This window comes from Streptomyces sp. NPDC059853 (assembly GCF_042731495.1).
Taxonomy (GTDB): Bacteria; Actinomycetota; Actinomycetes; order Streptomycetales; family Streptomycetaceae; genus Streptomyces.
Genome location: NZ_JBHWJL010000110.1, coordinates 1 through 15,954, shown reverse-complemented (window position 1 = coordinate 15,954; position 15,954 = coordinate 1). Strand labels below are relative to the sequence as shown.

The window sequence follows — 15,954 nt, the reverse complement described above, 5'->3', positions numbered from 1 at the left end:
GTCCCGGGCCGCGCAGAAGGAGATCCAGAAGATCGAGCGGCAACTGGAGCGGCTGGAGGGCCAGGAGAGCGAGCTGCACAAGGAGATGGCCGAGCACGCCACGGACTTCGCCCGGGTGGCCGGGCTGGACGCGCAGCTGCGGGACCTGGCGGCGCGCCGGGACGAGCTGGAGACCCGCTGGCTGGAGCTGTCCGAGGGCGGCTGAGGGGGTCCGGGCCCGGCGCCTGTGCGGGAGCGGTGCGGGGCCTGGCGCCCCGGGGTGTCGGCGCGCGGTGGTACAAAGAACGGGCGTGCCGCCGCTCAGGGGGAGTAGATGTCTCAGCCGCCACCCACACCGCCGCCTTCGCCGTACAGCCAGGGCGGGCAGCCCCCCGCCGGTCCGCCGGAGGGCGGGTTCGGTCCGGCGACGCCGCCGCGGGGTGGCGGGTTCGGCCCCGCCACGCCGCCGCCGGAGGGCGGGTACGGTCCGCCCGGTTTGCCGCCCGCGCCGGGCGAGGGGTACGGTCCGCCGGCTCCGGCACCGGGTGAGGGGTTCGGTCCGGCCACGCCGCCGCCCGGCGGTGGGTACGGTCCGCCGATGCCGCCCCCGTCCGATCCCGCCACGCCTGCCCCGGCCGCCCCGGCCCCCGGCGGCGGCTTCGGCCCGGCCACGCCGCCGCCCGCCGGGCCCCCGACGGGCGGGTTCGGCCCGCCCTCCCCGCCCGGCGCGCAGCCCGCGCCCGGGACACCGCGGCCCGCGCCGTCCCCCTACTCCGGCCCCGCCGGTCCGCTCGCCGCCGGGCCGGCGCACCCCGTCATCGAGGTCAGGGAGGGCCGGCGGCCCGGCTGGCAGCTGGCGCTGATGGCGCTGGCCGGGGTGCTGGCGCTGGCGCTGATCGGGGGTGGCGCGGTGTGGCTGGTCACCGGCACCGGTGACGGCGGCGGGGACGCGGCCCCCGGCGGCCAGGACCCGCTGCCCACCGAGACGGTGGACGCCTCGCTGGCCTGGCAGCAGCCGATACCCGAGGTGAGCGACGGCATGATCGACGCGCCCGGCACCTGGCTGTCGGGCGACCAGCTGGTGCGGCTGATGCCGGAGGGCCTGGTCGCCTACGACCTCGCGGACGGCAGCGAGCTGTGGACCGTCCCGCTGGAGCACGAAGCGGGCAACTGCCGGGCGTCGATCTCCGCGTCGCAGGACCGGGTGGCCGTCCTCCAGGGCATGGACTGCGAGTTCCTGACGGTGGTGGACATCGCGGCCGGCGAGGAACTGTTCACCATCCCGCACGAGGCGACCTCCGGTGTGCCGCTCGGCAGCTGGGACTACCCGGCCATCGTCGGGGACATCGTGGCGATCGGCACCGCGAGCGGCGGGTCCGGCTACAGCATCACCGACGCCCAGAAGATCTGGGAGCCGCGCAGCGACGACGAGTGCCGCGAGCGCGGGTACGCCAACGTGGACGAGACCCTGATCGCGCTGATGACGTGCGGCAACGTGCTGGAGTTCGACCGGGGCAGCCTCCGCGCCACCGCGCCGTCCGGCGAGGACCTGTGGGAGTGGGAGTTCGGCGCGGAGCACGAGGGCCGGCCGTTCACGGTGGACTCCGTCCTCTCGATCTCGCCGCTGGTCGTCACGGCCCGGGTCGGGGCGATGACCGAGCAGCCGGTGAGCCAGATCTGGGTGATCGACGACGCGTACGAGGAGATCGCGCACGTCGTGGACTACGACCCGGAGCGCCAGCTGCGGCCGTGCACCATCAATGTGCTGGACCAGTGCCGGGGCGCGGTGGTCTCGGACGGTTTCCTGTTCCTCGGCAGTACCCCGGAGGGTGAGGGCAACGCCGTGATCGCCTTCGACCTGAGCACCGGGACGGCACTGTACGACGTGGAGCCGATCGGCGGCGGCGATATCAAGCCGTTCGCGGTCGTGCACGGTCAAGTGCTCGCGTATCAGCTCGCGGACTCGCAGACTGAGGGCATGGTGGTCGCCCTTGATCCCGAAACCGAACAAGCCACACCGCTGATGACCCTCGACCGTGCGCAACGGGAGGCGGAACGCACGCTGATGAGTGATGTCATCGGCGACGACGTCGCGCTGATGTGGCACAACGGCGCCTTCATCATGGTGAACGAGAACTACTACAGCCATGACGAGCCCGGCACTCCGGCCGTGCTGGTCTACCGATGAGCGTCCGGGTCGTGGTCGTCGACGACCGGCGGCTGGTGGCGGAGGCGCTGGCCTCGGCGCTGCGGGTGCGCGGTCACCGGGTGCTGGGGGCGGGGGCGCCGGCCGGGCGGGCGGCGGATCTGGTGCTGGGCAAGCAGCCGGAGGTCTGTCTGCTGGGGTCGGCCGCGCCGGAGGCGCCCGGGGCACTCGATCAGGTGCAGCGGCTGCGGCGCGAGGCGCCGCGGGTGGGGGTGCTGGTGCTGGGCCCGGTGCCCAGTCCGCGCGGGGTCGCGGTGGCCTTCGCCACCGGGGCGCGCGGGTATGTGCGGCACGACGAGCGCATCGAGGGCGTCGAACGCGCGATGGCCAAGGTCCGCGCGGGCGAGTCGGCGGTCGCGCCGGGCCTGCTGCGGGAGGCGTTCACCGAACTGCTCAGCCCGAGCAGCGGTCCCGACGCGGAGGGCGCGCGGCTGGCGGCGCTGCTGACCGAGCGGGAGACCGAGGTGCTGCTGCGGATCGTGGAGGGCGAGGACACCCGGCTGATCGCCGCGGGTCTGGGGGTGGCCCCGAGCACGGCGCGGACCCATGTCCAGCGGCTGCTGACCAAGCTCGGCACGGCCTCCCGGCTGGAGGCGGCGGCGCTGGCGGTGCGCACCGGACTGCTGAACCATCTGCCTCCCCGGTCGCCGGTGCGGCAGGCTCCTCCCGCCTGAGCACGGCGCCTGCGGGCACCCGCTGAGCGGCGGCCTTCCCGGCACGGGCGGGAGAGACGGGCCGGGCCCGCCCTGCGCCGTCCGCCCCGCCACGGCGCCCTGCCTGCCTCGCGCTGCCCTGCCTGCCTCGCGCTGCCCTGCCACGCCCCGCGCGCCCTGCGGCGCGCTGCCCCGGCCCCGTGCCACCGCGCCCCGCTCCGCCCAGGTCGCCCCGCCTCGCGCCACCGCGCCCTGCGGCGCGCCGCTCCGTGCCGTGCCGCCCCGTCGCCATGCCCTGTCCGGCGCCTCCGCCGCCCCCTGCCGCGTCGTCCCCACGTCACCACGGCCTGCCCGGCGCCCCGCGCCGCCCCGCGCCGCCTTGCGCCGCCGCGCCCCGTACCACTCGCCCTGCGGCGCCCCGCCCCGCGCCACGCCGCCCCGCCCGCCCCGGTCGCCCAGCGCTGCGCGCGCCCGCTCTCCTCCGCTCCTCCCCGCGCTCCTCCGTCCTCTTCTCCCCTCCCGCTCGCCCGGCCCCCGGCGGGCGCCCGCGTCCGCTTCGGCCCGCCCGGCGGCGAGCCGCCTACGCGGTTGACGCCCCCTGCAAGGGTATGCTTCATTATGTTCGATTCTGTTGGAGTGGGTGCTGGCAAGTGAGGACGGCATGAAAAGGACCACGGTCAAGCTGGCCGATGGGCGAGAGCTGATCTATTTCGACTCCCGCGAGGACGCCGACCGCACCGCACTCGACCGGAGGCCGCTGGAACTCGCCGCGCCCTCCTCCGAGATCCGCCGCGACCGGCTGCGCGGCGAGTACGTCGGCTACGCCGCGCACCGCCAGAGCCGCACGTACCACCCCCCGGCCGACCAGTGCCCGCTGTGCCCGTCGAAGGACGACCGGCTCAGCGAGATACCGGCCGCCGATTACGACGTCGTCGTCTTCGAGAACCGCTTCCCCTCCTTCTCCGGCGACCTCGGCCGCTGCGAGGTGGTCTGCTTCTCCTCGCGCCACGACGGCTCCTTCGCCGACCTCACCCCCGACCAGGCCGCGCTCGTCCTGCACGCCTGGACCGACCGCACCGCCGAGTTCGCCGAGAACCCCGCCGTCACCCAGATCTACGCCTTCGAGAACCGCGGCGCCGAGATCGGCGTCACGCTCGCCCACCCGCACGGCCAGATCTACGGTTATCCGTTCCTCACCCCGCACACCGAACGCGCCCTGGCCGCCGTCGCCGAGCACAAGCGCGCCACCGGTGGCGCCAACCTCTACGACGACCTGCTCGCCGAGGAACGCGCCGACGGCTCCCGCGTCGTGCTGGCCACCGAGCACTGGACGGCCTTCGTCCCGTACGCCGCCCGCTGGCCGTTCGAGGTGCACCTGTACCCCAACCGCCGCGTCCCCGACCTGCGGACCCTGGACGACGCGGCCCGCGCCGAGTTCCCCACCGTCTACCTCGACCTGCTGCGCCGCTTCGACCGGGTCTTCGGCCCGGACATGCCCCCCACCCCGTACATCTCCGGCTGGCACCAGGCGCCCTTCCGCGGGATCAGCGACGAGGCGCGCGCCGATTTCGCCCTGCACCTGGAGCTGTTCACCATCCGCCGGGGCCCGGACAAGCTCAAGTACCAGGCCGGATCCGAGTCCGGTATGAATGTGTTCGTCAGTGATTCCCTGCCGGAGGCCGCTGCCGCCCGGCTGCGAGAGGTGGCCACCGCATGACCAGCACCGGCAAGCGATACCTCGTCACCGGCGGCGCCGGCTACGTGGGCAGCGTGGTCGCCGCCCATCTGCTGGCCGCCGGGCACCGTGTCACCGTCCTGGACGACCTGTCCACCGGCTTCCGCGAAGCCGTCCCGGCCGGCGCCGAGTTCATCGAGGGCCGCGTCCAGGACGCCGCCCGCCACGTGGACGGCGGGTACGACGCCGTCCTGCACTTCGCCGCCAGCTCGCAGGTCGGAGAGTCGGTCACCGACCCGGCGAAGTACTGGTCCAACAACGTCGGCGGCGCCATCGACCTGCTCGCCGCCATGCGCTCGGCGGGCATCGGCACCCTCGTCTTCTCCTCCACCGCGGCCGTGTACGGCGAGCCCGCCACCACGCCCATCCGCGAGGACGCCGCCACCGCCCCCACCAACCCCTACGGCGCCACCAAGCTCGCCGTGGACCACATGATCACCAGCGAGGCCGCCGCCCACGGCCTGGCCGCCGTCTCGCTGCGCTACTTCAACGTGGCCGGTGCCCACGGTGCGTACGGCGAACGCCACGAGCCCGAGAGCCACCTCATCCCGCTGGTGCTGCGCACCGCCCTGGGCCGCCGCGAGTCCATCTCGGTGTTCGGCACCGACTACGCCACCCCCGACGGCACCTGCGTGCGCGACTACATCCACGTCGACGACCTCGCCGAGGCCCATCTGCTCGCCCTGACCGCCGCCCGCTCCGGCGAGCACCTGATCTGCAACCTGGGCAACGGCAACGGCTTCTCGGTGCGCGAGGTCATCGAGACCGCCCGCAAGGTCACCGGCCGCGAGATCCCGGAGACCGCGGCCGCGCGCCGGGCCGGCGACCCGGCCGTCCTGGTGGCCTCCGCCGACCGCGCCCGCGAGGTGCTGGGCTGGCGCCCCTCCCGGACCGACCTGGCCGGGATCATCGCGGACGCGTGGACGTTCGCCCGGCAGCAGGAGAGCGCGGAATGAGCACCGAGGACCTGGCCGCCCTGGCCGCCGGGCACGAGCGGCTGTACGGGGCCGCGCCGGACGGCATATGGACGGCCCCCGGCCGCGTCAACCTGATCGGTGAGCACACCGACTACAACGACGGCTTCGTCATGCCGCTCGCCCTGCCGCACAGCGCGACCGCCACCGTCTCCCGGCGCGCCGACGGCGTGCTGCGCGTCCACTCCCGCGAGATCGACGCCCCTCCGGCCGCCGTCGACCTGGCCTCCCTCGCCCCCGGTTCGGTCACCGGCTGGGCCGGCTACCCGGCCGGCGTGGTGTGGGCGCTCCGCGAGGCGGGCCACCACGTCGGCGGCGCCGACGTCCACTTCGCCTCCGAGGTGCCGGTCGGCGCGGGCCTGTCCTCCTCGGCCGCCCTGGAGGTGGTCACGGCGCTGGCGCTGAACGAGCTGTACGGTCTCGGCCTGGGCCGCGAGGACCTGGCCCGCGTCGGGCAGCGCGCCGAGAACGGCTACGTGGGCGCCCCGACCGGCATCCTGGACCAGATGGCCTCGGCCTGCTGCGCCGAGGGCCACGCCCTGCACCTGGACACCCGCGATCTGTCCCAGCGGCAGATCCCCTTCGACCTGGCGGCCGAAGGGCTGCGGCTGCTGGTGGTGGACACCCGGGTCAAGCACGCGCACGCGGACGGCGCCTACGGCAGGCGCCGGGCCTCCTGCGAGGCGGGCGCGGCGGCCCTGGGGGTGCGGGCGCTGCGCGACGTCCCGTTCGCGGAGCTGGACGCGGCGCTGGCCCGGATCGGGGACGCGGAGGTACGCCGCCGGGTGCGGCACGTGGTCACCGAGAACCACCGCGTGGAGCGCGTGGTGGGCCTGCTGGACGCGGGCCGGGTCCGGGACATCGGCCCGCTGCTGGTCGAGGGGCACGCCTCGCTGCGCGACGACTTCGAGGTCTCCTGCCCGGAACTGGACCTGACCGTCGAGGCGTCGACGGCGGCCGGTGCGCTGGGCGCCCGGATGACGGGCGGCGGCTTCGGCGGTTCGGCCGTCGTGCTGGTGGAGGAGGACGCGGCGGAGGCGATCGGCAAGGCCGTCACGGACGCCTTCGCGGTGGCCGGGCACACCGCGCCGCGGATCTTCACCGCCATCCCCTCGCCGGGCGCGCGGAGGCTGCCCGTACGCTGATCGCCGTTCAACTCGCTTATTGGACGGGAGAGTTAGTGATCGGCGACGTCCGCACGACGGCAGAGGAACAGCACTACCGCACGGCGCTGATGGAGCACATCGCGGCGGAGCTGGAGGAGAAGAGCTGGGCCAGGTGCCCGGCGTACTCCCCGGAGGAGCGCACCCGGCTCACCGAGGTGGCCCGGGCGCTGTGCGTGCGTCTGGACCGGCCGGTACGGGTCGATGTCCAGGACGCCTACTCCATGCTCTTCTCCTTCGACCGCGGCACCTCGGACGCGGGTCAGCTCGACGTGGGGCGCTTGTCCCTCTGACGGAACGGGTGCAGCATGCTGGCGACCACCGCGTCGGTCGGGGGGAACGACGCGGGGTCGTGCAGCCCGACCCGCTCGGGCCGCCGCCCGGGGTACCAGGTGAAGCTGCCGAACAGGCTGTCCCAGATGGACAGATCACTGCCGTAGTGGCCGGCTTCGGCCAGCTCGGTGCTGTGGTGCAGCCGGTGCTGCTCGGGGCTGGCGAGGACGTACCCGGCCCAGCCGGTGCGCACCTCGATGTTGGCGTGCACGAAGAAGCCCTGCGCGACGACGAACAGGCCGACCGCGAACACCGCCTCGGCGGAGAACCCGGCGAGCGCCAGGGCGAGTTGCACGATGCCCTGGGAGATCATGATGTCAAGGACGTGATTGACGCCGTTGTTGGCGACGTTCACCTTGTCCGGCGCGTGGTGCACGCCGTGCAGCCGCCACAGGTACTTGTTGGTGTGCCCCCAGCGGTGGATGAGGTAGCTGGCGAGCGAGCCGAGCAGCACGGCCAGCGGGATCTCGACGGCGAGCCCGAACCGGGGCACGTCGGGGGAGAGCCGCTCCACGCCCGCCAGGACGGCGAGTTCGGCGATGACGCTGCCGACGGTGGTGAGGGCGTAGTAGAGGGCGTACCGGCCCCACTCGCGGCGGCTGGGGTGCCAGTCGGGGTTGTGCGGGATCAGCCGCTCCAGGATGGCCAGATAGGCGATCGTGCCGATGAGGAACGGCATGCTGGCGGTGCTCAGGTCCCAGCCGAAGGCGAGAGTGGACCAGACCGTCGCGACAAGGGCGATCAGAAGGAACGGATACGCGGCCTTGCGCAGCAGAAGACGTGAACGGATAGGGACAAATTCTGTCGTGCCGAGAGTGTCCACGGCGGATGTTACCCAGAGGGCGAATATACCACCCCTCCATTGAATAAGAGTGTTTATCGGATGAAGAGCGCACGAGCGGTGTGCGCCCCGTGCGGCACGGCGCTGCCCGGGGCGTGCGATCCCGTCCTCGCACGGCTTTCCGGGATGGCCGACTTCCGTCAAAGCCCTTCGCCCAGACGTTTCCGCCCGTACATTGGAGGGACAGCATCGGTGGGGGCCGACAGCTGTTTTTCAGGGGGCGAGAGCGGTGGGTGCTACGGGACGGCGGCGGCCGTACCCGAACGCGCCCACCAGGCCCGCCCGTTCGCGTCAGGGGGCGGAATCCAGTGGATCGCATACGCGTGTTGGTGGTGGACGAGCACCGCATCTTCGCCGAGTCGCTGGCCACCGCGCTGACGGCCGAGACGGACGTGGAGGCGGCGGCCGTGGGCACCGTCCCGGCCGCGGTGCACCAGTTGGAACGCGCGGCCTACGACGTCCTGCTCCTGGACGTGGACATGGCCGAGTCACAGGCCCTGCTGACCCTCGTGCGCGAGCGCCACGGTGAACTGCGCCCCGTGATGCTCGCGACGCACGACGATCCGCGCCGCGCCGCCCAGACGCTCACCGCCGGGGCCAGCGCGTGGGTGGCCAAGGACAGTTCGCTCGCGCGGCTGCTGGTGGTGGTGCGGGGCGTGCTGCGCGAGGAGACCCATGTGCCGCCGGCCCTGCTGACCGGCGTCTTACGCGAGCTGACCCACGACCGGCGCAACCGCACCGAGCACCAGCGGCTGGTCGCCTCGCTGACCCCGAGGGAACTGGAGGTCCTGCGCTGCATGCTGTCGGGCCTCGGCCGCAAGGCGGTCGCCGAACGGCTGTATCTCTCCCCGCACACCGTCCGCACCCATATGCAGAACGTCCTCGGCAAGCTCGGCGTCCACTCGACGCTCGCCGCCGTGGCCCTCGCCCGCCGCGCGGGCGTCCCCCCGGCCGACTGACCCGGCCCGGCCCCGGACCCTCAGCGCCGCGCCCGGCGCGGCCTGCCGCTCCACCTCACCCCGTACCGTTCGACTCCAACCTCTTGATCCACTGGTCGAGGTGCGGGCAGACCGCGCGAAGCTCGGACAGGCCGAGGAGTTCGATCGCGTCCGGGCCGTCCACGACCTTGCGGTATGCCGGGTAGGCCTTCCGGATCCGCTTCGAGGGAGCGGTGCTGGGACCGTCGTTGATCAGCTCGGGGCCGCCTGCGCGACCGACCTGCTCGCCCAGCTGGAGGGCCAGGCCCGGCGATCCGACCAACTCGGAGAGCTCCCGGCAGGCGGCGAGCACCCAGGCCTCTGTCTCATGGAGGGCGAGGAAAGGGACGAACCGAGGATCCGCGATGACGCCGCCGATCGCTCCTTCGACGTGGGCCACCCGCGCGTAGGCATCACCGGAAGGCAGGTTCGCCATGCCGGGGGTGTCGGACGGCAACCCGTAGAAGTCGAGCAGCGTGGTGACGGCGTCCACCGCGGAGTTCCGCAGCAGTCCGCGGATTTCGGGCTCGATCTTCGCCCACCTGCTGACTCCGCCCCGGTTGTGCGGCTGCCCGGCAGCGCGGCGGGTCTTCAGCCCGACGGGGGTGAGCCAGACACCGCTGCGGCTCAGCTCCGGCTGAAAGACCCGCTCGACCAGGCGCTCCTCCGTTGTCCCTTCGACCAGGACATGTACCTGTCGCATCACAAGCCGTCCTGTCGCCTCTGCTCGGGGGCGGGGCGACCGCCCAGGAGGTTCTTCAGCCACAGATCTCCGAGCGAGTAATCCTCCAGCCAGGCGGTCAGTGTCTCCGGGTCGGGACGCCGCAGCCGGGTGGTGCCCTCAACGCGTTCGGCGACCACGATCTCGCCCAGTTCGCACTCGTCGAGCAGGGGCACGGACTGGGTGGCGGCCAGGACCTGGCTCCGGGTGGCGGCCGAACGGATCAGCTCAGCCAGGACCGTGATCGCGAACGGGTGCAAACCCAGTTCCGGCTCGTCCAGGACCAGCAGCGCCGGGGGAGACGGCTGGAGCAGCAGCGTACTCAGGCAGATGAAGCGCAGAGTGCCGTCGGACAGTGCCTCGGCCGGGAAGACAGTGTCCGAGCCCGTTTGCTTCCATCTCAGCCGCACCCGTCCGCTGCCATCCTCGGTGAGGACGAAGTCCCGGAAGAAGGGTGCGACGGAGCGGACGGTACGCACGATGCTCTGGTACGTGGACGCGTGCTCCGCTTGGAGTCGCATCAGGAAAGCCGCGAGGTTGCGGGCATCCGGATGAAGGGTCAGCGAGTCCGAGGCGTAGCCGGCCTGCTTCACCGGTGCTTCGCGCGTCGTGTCGTGGAAGTGGTAGACGCGGCAGCCCTGCAGTATGTCCAGGGTGCGCTGGGCGACAGCGCTCCCCTCCGCCCCTCTCGCGGCGAACTCGGCGAGCCGGGACTCACGATGCCCCCGGCCGATACTCGTGCTCCAGGGGTCCACGAGGCGTGTGGTTCCGTGGAAGTTTACGGCTTCGCTCTCGAAGACCAACTCGCCTTGAACAGCCGGAACCAGAACGGCCTCATAGGCATTCTCCTGCGCGCCGTCGCCCGCCTCCACTCGCAAGGTGATCTTGGCCGCATCGCCCTTCGCCCCGTCCCGCAGCATCCCCTCCGCCCCGCCTCGCAACCCGACCTCCAGCCGGAGGTCGCCATCGGCGATGCGGCCGAGCAGTTCGACCGCCTCGATGAAGTTGCTCTTTCCGGCGCCGTTCGGGCCGATGAGGACGGTGACGGCTCCCAGTCGCAGCTCGACCTTCTCGATCGACTTGTAGCCGCTGACGGTGATGCGCTGAACCGTACGTGACATGGGGCCAATCTAGCGGGAGCCCCGGGAGGTGACCTGTTCGCCGCGGCCAGCGCGGTCAGGGCAGCAGCCGGGGGACTGCCCGGACGTACACCACCATCCCGGCCACCTCCACCAGCGTCTGGGTCACCACGACCACGGCGGCCACCGCCAGCGTGTCGGGGAGGGCGAGGGCCAGCGGCAGGACGACCAGGGAGTTGCGGGTGGCGCCGGTGAAGACGACGGCCCGCGCGTCCGGGGTGCCCAGCCGGAAGAGCCGGGCGACGCCCCGGCCGGCGAACGCCATCACCAGCAGGAAGAGGACGTAGAACGGGACCACGCGGGCCACGTCGCCCGCGCTGTCCCCGAGCTTGGGGAGCTGCGAGGCGACCACCGTCAGCAGCGTGGCCGCCATCAGCGGCACCATGGCCGTCCCGACTGCCTCGCTCACCCGCTGCCCGGCCGTCCGGCGCGCGGCCCACGCCTGGGTGAGCCAGGCGAGGGCGAGCGGGATGACGATCAGCACGAGGAACGCCTCGACGAACGGCCCGGGTTCGACCACGTCGCCCAGCCCGGAGCCGAGGAACAGCAGGAGGAAGCCGGGCAGCAGCACCATCTGGGCGAGCAGCAGCAGCGGGGTCGCCGCCAGCAGCCGCTCGGAGCTGCCGCCGGCCAGCCCGCTGAAGACGATCACGTAGTCGACGCACGGCGCGAGCAGCACCAGCAGCACTCCCAGGCGCACCGCCTGGTCGGCGGGCAGGAAGGGGAACATCGCGGCGACGACCAGCGGCACCACCGCGAAGTTCACCACGAGCGCCGCCGCCAGGAACCGGCCGGCCCGCAGCGAGCGCAGCAGCTGCGCGGCGGGCACCTGGAGGAACGTGACGTACAGCAGGGCGGCGAGCACCGGGTTGATGGCGTGCTCCAGGCCGGGGCCGGCCCCCGGAGCCACCCACCCCACCAGGGCCCCGGCGCCGAGGGCCCCGAGATAGACGGCGACCTGGTGCCGTTCCATGGCCGCGACGGGGCCGGACGACTGCGACAACGTGGGTGCTCCTTGCGACGACCGGCATACATCGTACTGATGCATGGACTACCGTTGGCATGTCCATGAAGCGCACCAATGTCCACGCCGACCCCGAGGATCTGGCGATCATCAAGGAGGCCGCCAAGCGCCGGGGCGTCAGCGAGGCGGAGATCATCCGCCAGGGCATCCATCGCGCCGCGATGGCGAACCGGGTGCGGGACGAGCCGCTGTTCTCCCGGGTGTACGAGGGCCGGGGCCGCACCCTGTCACGGGACGGGGTCCGGGACGCGGCCGGCGACGCCGTGACCCGCGACCGGGGCGGCGACGGTGAGGACGGGGCCGGTACCGCGGCGTGATCATCGTCGTCGCCGACACCTCCGGTCTGCTGGCCGCTCTGGATGCCCGCCACCCGGAGCACGAGGCGGCGGGCGAGGCGATCCTCGCCGCCGGGCTGCTCGTCCTCTCCCCGCTGCTGCTCGCCGAACTGGACCACGCCGCCACCCGGGAGCTGGGCCGGCCGGCCGCGATCGGCGCCCTGGACGACATCCGGCGCTGGACGCGCCGCGGCCGGGTGATCATCCCGGAGATCACCGAGGACCATCTGGCCGCCGCGCAGTCGGTCCGTGCCCGGTACGCCGCGCTCGACCTCGGCCTGTCCGGCGCGGTGAACGTGGCGCTGGCGTCCGACTACGACACGGACGCGATCCTCACGCTCGACCGCCGGGCCTCCGGGCCGTGCGCCCGCTGGGACGGCACAAGGCGTTCCGCGTCCTGCCGGACGACCTCCCGCTCTGAGCGGGCCGCCCCGCGCCGGTGGCGGAGCGGTGGGCCGTCGTCCCCGGCCGGGCCGGTCCGTCATCCCCTCGCGTCCGTCGCGCCCGTCATCAGGCGAAGGCGTCGACGCCGGTCAGCTCGGCGGACAGCGCCCACAGCCGCGCGGCCTGCTCCGGGTCGGTGGCCCACTCGCGTACCGCGTCGGGGCCGGCGATGTCGCAGTCCACGCAGTAGGCGCCGCCCTCGCCCGCCAGGCGCGGCGAGGTGGCGGCCCAGACCTGGGTGGCGGCGCCCTGGGCGGGGGTCTTGAAGTCGGTGCGGACGGTGCCGTGCTCGTCGATCCAGCCCAGCTCCGTCATCTCCTCCGTGCTCAGATGGCGCTGGAGGGTGGTCATGATGGGCCCGGGGTGCACGGAGAAGGCGCGGACGCCCGCGTCCCGGCCGAGGGTGTCCAGGTGCAGGGCGAACAGCGCGTTGGCGGTCTTGGCCTGGCCGTACGCCCGCCACTTGTCGTAGCCGTGGGTGAACTGCACATCGTCCCAGTGGATGCCGCCGCGCAGGTGTCCGGCGGAGGAGACGGCGATCACCCGGGCGCCGCCGTCCCGGGCGAGGGCGGGCCACAGCCGGTTGGCGAGGGCGTAGTGGCCGAGGTGGTTGATGGCGAACTGGGCTTCCCAGCCGTGCGGTCCGACGCGGGTCTCGGGGCAGGCCATGATGCCGGCGTTGTTGATGAGGATGTCGGCGGACCGGCCGGAGGCGAGGAAGGCGTCGGCGAAGCGCCGGACGCTCTCCAGGTCGGCGAGGTCGAGTTCGGCGACTTCGGCGTGGCCGTCGAGTGCCTTCTCGGCGGTCCCGGGCCGCCGGGCGGGGACGACGACGTGGGCGCCGGCTCCGGCGAGCGCGCGGGTGGTCTCCAGACCGAGCCCGGCGTAGCCGCCGGTGACGACGGCGAGCTTCCCGGAGAGGTCGATCCCGCGCAGGACGTCCTCGGCCGTGCTGTGGGCGCCGAACCCCGAACCGATGTGCTGCTGTGCGGTGGCGGTCATCTGCTCACGGTACGAGCGGGAGCGCGCTCGAAGTCAACGCTTTCCGGTCAGGTGTTGTCGAAAGGGGCGGTGAGGGTGCGCAGCAGGGTGGCGAGGTTCTGCCGCTCGGGGGTACTGAGGCCATCGAGGATGGCGCGTTCCTGGTCGAGGAGGCCGGCCAGGGCGGCGTCGGCGTGCTGGCGTCCCGCGGGGGTGAGGCGGACGAGGACGCCGCGCCGGTCGCTGGGGTCGGGGAGGCGTTCGACGAGGCCGCGTTTGGCGAGCCGGTCGATGCGGTTGGTCATGGTGCCGGAGGTGACGAGGGTCTGGGTGAGCAGGGCGCCGGGGGAGAGCTGGTAGGGGGTGCCGGCCCGCCGCAGTGCGGTGAGCACGTCGAACTCCCAGGTCTCCAGTTCGTGTTCCGCGAACGCCTGGCGCCGGGCGCGGTCGAGGTGGCGGGCCAGCCTGCTGACGCGGCTCAGCACCTCCAGCGGCTCCACGTCGAGATCGGGGCGCTCCCGACGCCAGGCCGCGACCAGTCGATCGACCTCGTCCTTCATGGAAGGCAGTGTAGTAGTTCTGTCGATGTGAAGTCTCTTGAAGCCGTTTATCTTGACATCGAGATAGCTGAGCGTGCAGGGTCGTGCCATGAACGATCTCTGGGACCCCGGCCAGTACCGCCACTTCGGTGACCACCGCACCCGCCCGCTGCGCGACCTGCTCGCCCGGCTGCCCCGGCTGCCCGCCGCCCCCCGCGTCGCCGACCTCGGCTGCGGGCCCGGCGCGCCCACCCGGCTGCTCGCCGAGCACCTGCCCGGCGCCGTCATCACCGGCTACGACTCCTCGCCCGCCATGCTCGCCGAGGCCGCCGCATACGCGGGCCCCACCCCCGGCGGCGGCTCGGTGGACTTCGCCCGGGCCGATCTGGCCGACTGGGCCCCCGCGCCGCACACCTACCAACTGATCCTCTCCAACGCCGCCCTCCAGTGGGTGCCCGACCACACCGCCCTCCTCCCGGGCCTGATCACCGCCCTGGCACCCGGCGGCGTCCTCGCCTTCCAGGTGCCGGGCAACTTCGGCGCCCCCAGCCACACCCTGATGCGCGAACTGGTGACGAGCGGACCCTGGCGCGACCGGCTCGCGGGCGTCCTGCGCACCGGGGACCCGGTGGACACCCCGGCCGGCTACTACGCCGCCCTGGCCGCCCTCGGCTGCGCCGTGGACGCCTGGGAGACCACCTATCTGCACCGGCTGGAGGGCGAGGACCCGGTGCTCGACTGGCTCATGGGCACCGGCCTGCGCCCCGTGCTGGCCAAGCTGGAGGACGATCCGCAGGCCCGCGTCGACTTCCTCTTCGCCTACCGCGACGCGCTGCGCACCGCCTACCCGCCGCAGCCGGACGGCAGCACGCTCTTCCCGTTCCGCCGGATCTTCGTGGTGGCCGTCGCGCCCTGATGGCCGTGGCCCCCTGACGGCCGCGGCGGCCGGGCCCCGGCACCGGGCTGAGCGCTTCGGCAACCTTCTGGTGGGTTGTGACGACTTCCTTCGCTGCCTGTCACTCCCCACCGTCGAGGAGAGAGCCGTGGCACCCCGACCGCAAGATCACCACGCTGCTGCACGACCGGATGTACCGCACCGGGCTCGCGTGGCAGCACACCGCCTGCACCCAGCCGCCGCACACCAGCTTCTCTCCCGGGCACGGGATGGGCACCCCGCCCCGGCCCACCGCCGTCACCGCCTCACCGCTGGGTGAACAGGTAATGGTTCAAGCCTGTATCTCCCCTGAACGGGGCACGTAATAGGTCCGACCGAGTGAACAATGACAACCGAATCCGCTCTGCCGTGTTGTTCAGGATGCTCCCGCAGCGGGGCATCCACACACGGAAGGAACATCTCGTGAAGAAGACCCTTGCCACGGTCGCCGTCGCCGTCTCGGCTGTTGGTATGGCGGGCGCGGCCGCTGCTCCGGCGATGGCGGTCGAGGACCAGCTGGGCCCGATCTCCAACAACGGGAACGCCTCGGACCAGATCTACGGCAACACCACGACCAGCGGCAAGTTCTCCCCGAACTTCGCGCTGATCAACGGTTCGCTGAACAAGCCGTGCATCGCGGTTCCGCTGAACAGCGTCGACGTCCAGAACGTCGTCGGCCTGGTCAACGTCGGCATCCAGGACCTGCTCACCCAGAAGCAGAACCAGACCTGCGCCGAGAACTCCAGCTCCGTCCAGGGCGACGCCCCGCTGTCGCACCTGCTCAACGGCCTGGGTGTCCTCGGCTACAACGGTGTCGACAACGGCTGACCCAGCCCCGGTTGACCAAGTCCGCCGGGAATACCGGCGCCCGGGCCGTACGACCTCCGGTACGGCCCGGCGCCACCCCGGCGGCAATGCCCCGCATCAGAACCGCCCCCCCGCCCCGCGCGCCGCCGGGGGGGGGGTGTCAGTAGCA

The 15,954-nt window shown here is 72.9% G+C and carries 17 protein-coding genes and 2 pseudogenes; 13 read left to right on the top strand and 6 right to left on the bottom strand.

Going from position 1 to position 15,954, the window contains the following annotated elements; translation table 11 throughout:
• From ACFV5N_RS14350 to ACFV5N_RS14320, 7 genes are all read left to right on the top strand, one after another.
• Positions 1-205: ABC transporter C-terminal domain-containing protein (locus ACFV5N_RS14350; RefSeq protein ID WP_385598711.1), on the top strand; the 205-nt coding region annotated here is incomplete at its 5' end.
• A 372-nt stretch (positions 206-577) separates the two neighbouring features.
• On the top strand, positions 578-2,167 hold the full coding sequence (locus ACFV5N_RS14345) for a PQQ-binding-like beta-propeller repeat protein (protein WP_385598709.1): 1,590 nt from the start codon (positions 578-580) through the stop codon (positions 2,165-2,167).
• Complete coding sequence (locus ACFV5N_RS14340) at positions 2,164-2,859, top strand: response regulator transcription factor (protein ID WP_385598706.1); 696 nt, start codon at positions 2,164-2,166, stop codon at positions 2,857-2,859. Before ACFV5N_RS14345 ends, ACFV5N_RS14340 begins: the two co-directional genes overlap by 4 nt.
• A 640-nt stretch (positions 2,860-3,499) precedes the next feature.
• On the top strand, positions 3,500-4,555 hold the full coding sequence (galT, locus tag ACFV5N_RS14335; RefSeq protein ID WP_385598703.1) for a galactose-1-phosphate uridylyltransferase: 1,056 nt from the start codon (positions 3,500-3,502) through the stop codon (positions 4,553-4,555).
• Positions 4,552-5,529: a UDP-glucose 4-epimerase GalE gene (gene galE / locus ACFV5N_RS14330; protein ID WP_385598700.1), complete on the top strand. Its 978-nt coding sequence runs from the start codon at positions 4,552-4,554 to the stop codon at positions 5,527-5,529. Before galT ends, galE begins: the two co-directional genes overlap by 4 nt.
• Positions 5,526-6,692 carry a galactokinase gene (gene galK, locus ACFV5N_RS14325; RefSeq protein ID WP_385598697.1) on the top strand — a complete coding sequence of 389 codons (1,167 nt, stop codon included), beginning with the start codon at positions 5,526-5,528 and terminating at the stop codon, positions 6,690-6,692. The genes galE and galK overlap by 4 nt, the downstream gene beginning before the upstream one ends.
• 35 nt (positions 6,693-6,727) lie before the next feature.
• Positions 6,728-7,003, top strand: coding sequence for a hypothetical protein (locus tag ACFV5N_RS14320; protein ID WP_385598694.1), 276 nt, complete (start codon positions 6,728-6,730; stop codon positions 7,001-7,003).
• Here ACFV5N_RS14320 and ACFV5N_RS14315 read toward each other — a convergent pair.
• A complete protein-coding gene (locus ACFV5N_RS14315) occupies positions 6,973-7,866 on the bottom strand; it encodes a sterol desaturase family protein (protein WP_385598690.1) in 894 nt (297 codons plus the stop codon). The two genes, ACFV5N_RS14320 and ACFV5N_RS14315, sit on opposite strands and share 31 nt — an antisense overlap.
• Before the next feature lie 326 nt (positions 7,867-8,192).
• On the opposite strand from ACFV5N_RS14315, the gene ACFV5N_RS14310 reads away from it, so the two are divergent.
• Entirely contained in the window at positions 8,193-8,843 is a 651-nt protein-coding gene (locus ACFV5N_RS14310) for a LuxR C-terminal-related transcriptional regulator (RefSeq protein ID WP_385598687.1), read from the top strand.
• A 55-nt stretch (positions 8,844-8,898) separates the two neighbouring features.
• Here the strand turns inward: ACFV5N_RS14310 and ACFV5N_RS14305 are convergent, their stop codons facing one another.
• The 3 genes from ACFV5N_RS14305 to ACFV5N_RS14295 are packed head-to-tail and all read right to left on the bottom strand — an operon-like array spanning position 8,899 to position 11,769.
• The gene (locus ACFV5N_RS14305) at positions 8,899-9,564 is read right to left on the bottom strand and encodes a DUF4276 family protein (protein ID WP_385598685.1); all 666 of its coding nucleotides are present in this window, start codon (positions 9,562-9,564) and stop codon (positions 8,899-8,901) included.
• Positions 9,564-10,703, bottom strand: coding sequence for an AAA family ATPase (locus tag ACFV5N_RS14300; RefSeq protein ID WP_385598682.1), 1,140 nt, complete (start codon positions 10,701-10,703; stop codon positions 9,564-9,566). Before ACFV5N_RS14300 ends, ACFV5N_RS14305 begins: the two co-directional genes overlap by 1 nt.
• A gap of 55 nt (positions 10,704-10,758) precedes the next feature.
• Positions 10,759-11,769, bottom strand: coding sequence for an arsenic resistance protein (locus tag ACFV5N_RS14295; RefSeq protein ID WP_385598680.1), 1,011 nt, complete (start codon positions 11,767-11,769; stop codon positions 10,759-10,761).
• A gap of 14 nt (positions 11,770-11,783) precedes the next feature.
• On the opposite strand from ACFV5N_RS14295, the gene ACFV5N_RS14290 reads away from it, so the two are divergent.
• Together ACFV5N_RS14290 and ACFV5N_RS14285 are read left to right on the top strand one after the other, a co-directional pair.
• A complete protein-coding gene (locus ACFV5N_RS14290) occupies positions 11,784-12,062 on the top strand; it encodes a CopG family transcriptional regulator (protein ID WP_385598678.1) in 279 nt (92 codons plus the stop codon).
• Positions 12,059-12,501 (top strand): annotated as a pseudogene (locus ACFV5N_RS14285) (PIN domain-containing protein). The gene ACFV5N_RS14290 and the pseudogene ACFV5N_RS14285 overlap by 4 nt, the downstream one beginning before the upstream one ends.
• An 89-nt stretch (positions 12,502-12,590) precedes the next feature.
• Here the strand turns inward: ACFV5N_RS14285 and ACFV5N_RS14280 are convergent.
• Both ACFV5N_RS14280 and ACFV5N_RS14275 read right to left on the bottom strand, forming a co-directional pair.
• The gene (locus ACFV5N_RS14280) at positions 12,591-13,526 is read right to left on the bottom strand and encodes an SDR family NAD(P)-dependent oxidoreductase (RefSeq protein WP_385598676.1); all 936 of its coding nucleotides are present in this window, start codon (positions 13,524-13,526) and stop codon (positions 12,591-12,593) included.
• A gap of 47 nt (positions 13,527-13,573) precedes the next feature.
• Entirely contained in the window at positions 13,574-14,065 is a 492-nt protein-coding gene (locus ACFV5N_RS14275; protein WP_385598673.1) for a MarR family winged helix-turn-helix transcriptional regulator, read from the bottom strand.
• A gap of 88 nt (positions 14,066-14,153) precedes the next feature.
• Here ACFV5N_RS14275 and ACFV5N_RS14270 point away from each other — a divergent pair, with 88 nt between their 5' ends.
• From ACFV5N_RS14270 to ACFV5N_RS14260, 3 genes and pseudogenes are all read left to right on the top strand, one after another.
• Positions 14,154-14,960 carry a trans-aconitate 2-methyltransferase gene (locus tag ACFV5N_RS14270; protein ID WP_385598671.1) on the top strand — a complete coding sequence of 269 codons (807 nt, stop codon included), beginning with the start codon at positions 14,154-14,156 and terminating at the stop codon, positions 14,958-14,960.
• A 140-nt stretch (positions 14,961-15,100) separates the two neighbouring features.
• A pseudogene (locus ACFV5N_RS14265) lies at positions 15,101-15,304 on the top strand (hypothetical protein); the annotation flags it as partial.
• Between the two features lie 97 nt (positions 15,305-15,401).
• Positions 15,402-15,806, top strand: a complete 405-nt coding sequence (locus tag ACFV5N_RS14260; RefSeq protein WP_385598669.1) for a rodlin — start codon at positions 15,402-15,404, stop codon at positions 15,804-15,806.
• Positions 15,807-15,954: the final 148 nt, after the last annotated feature.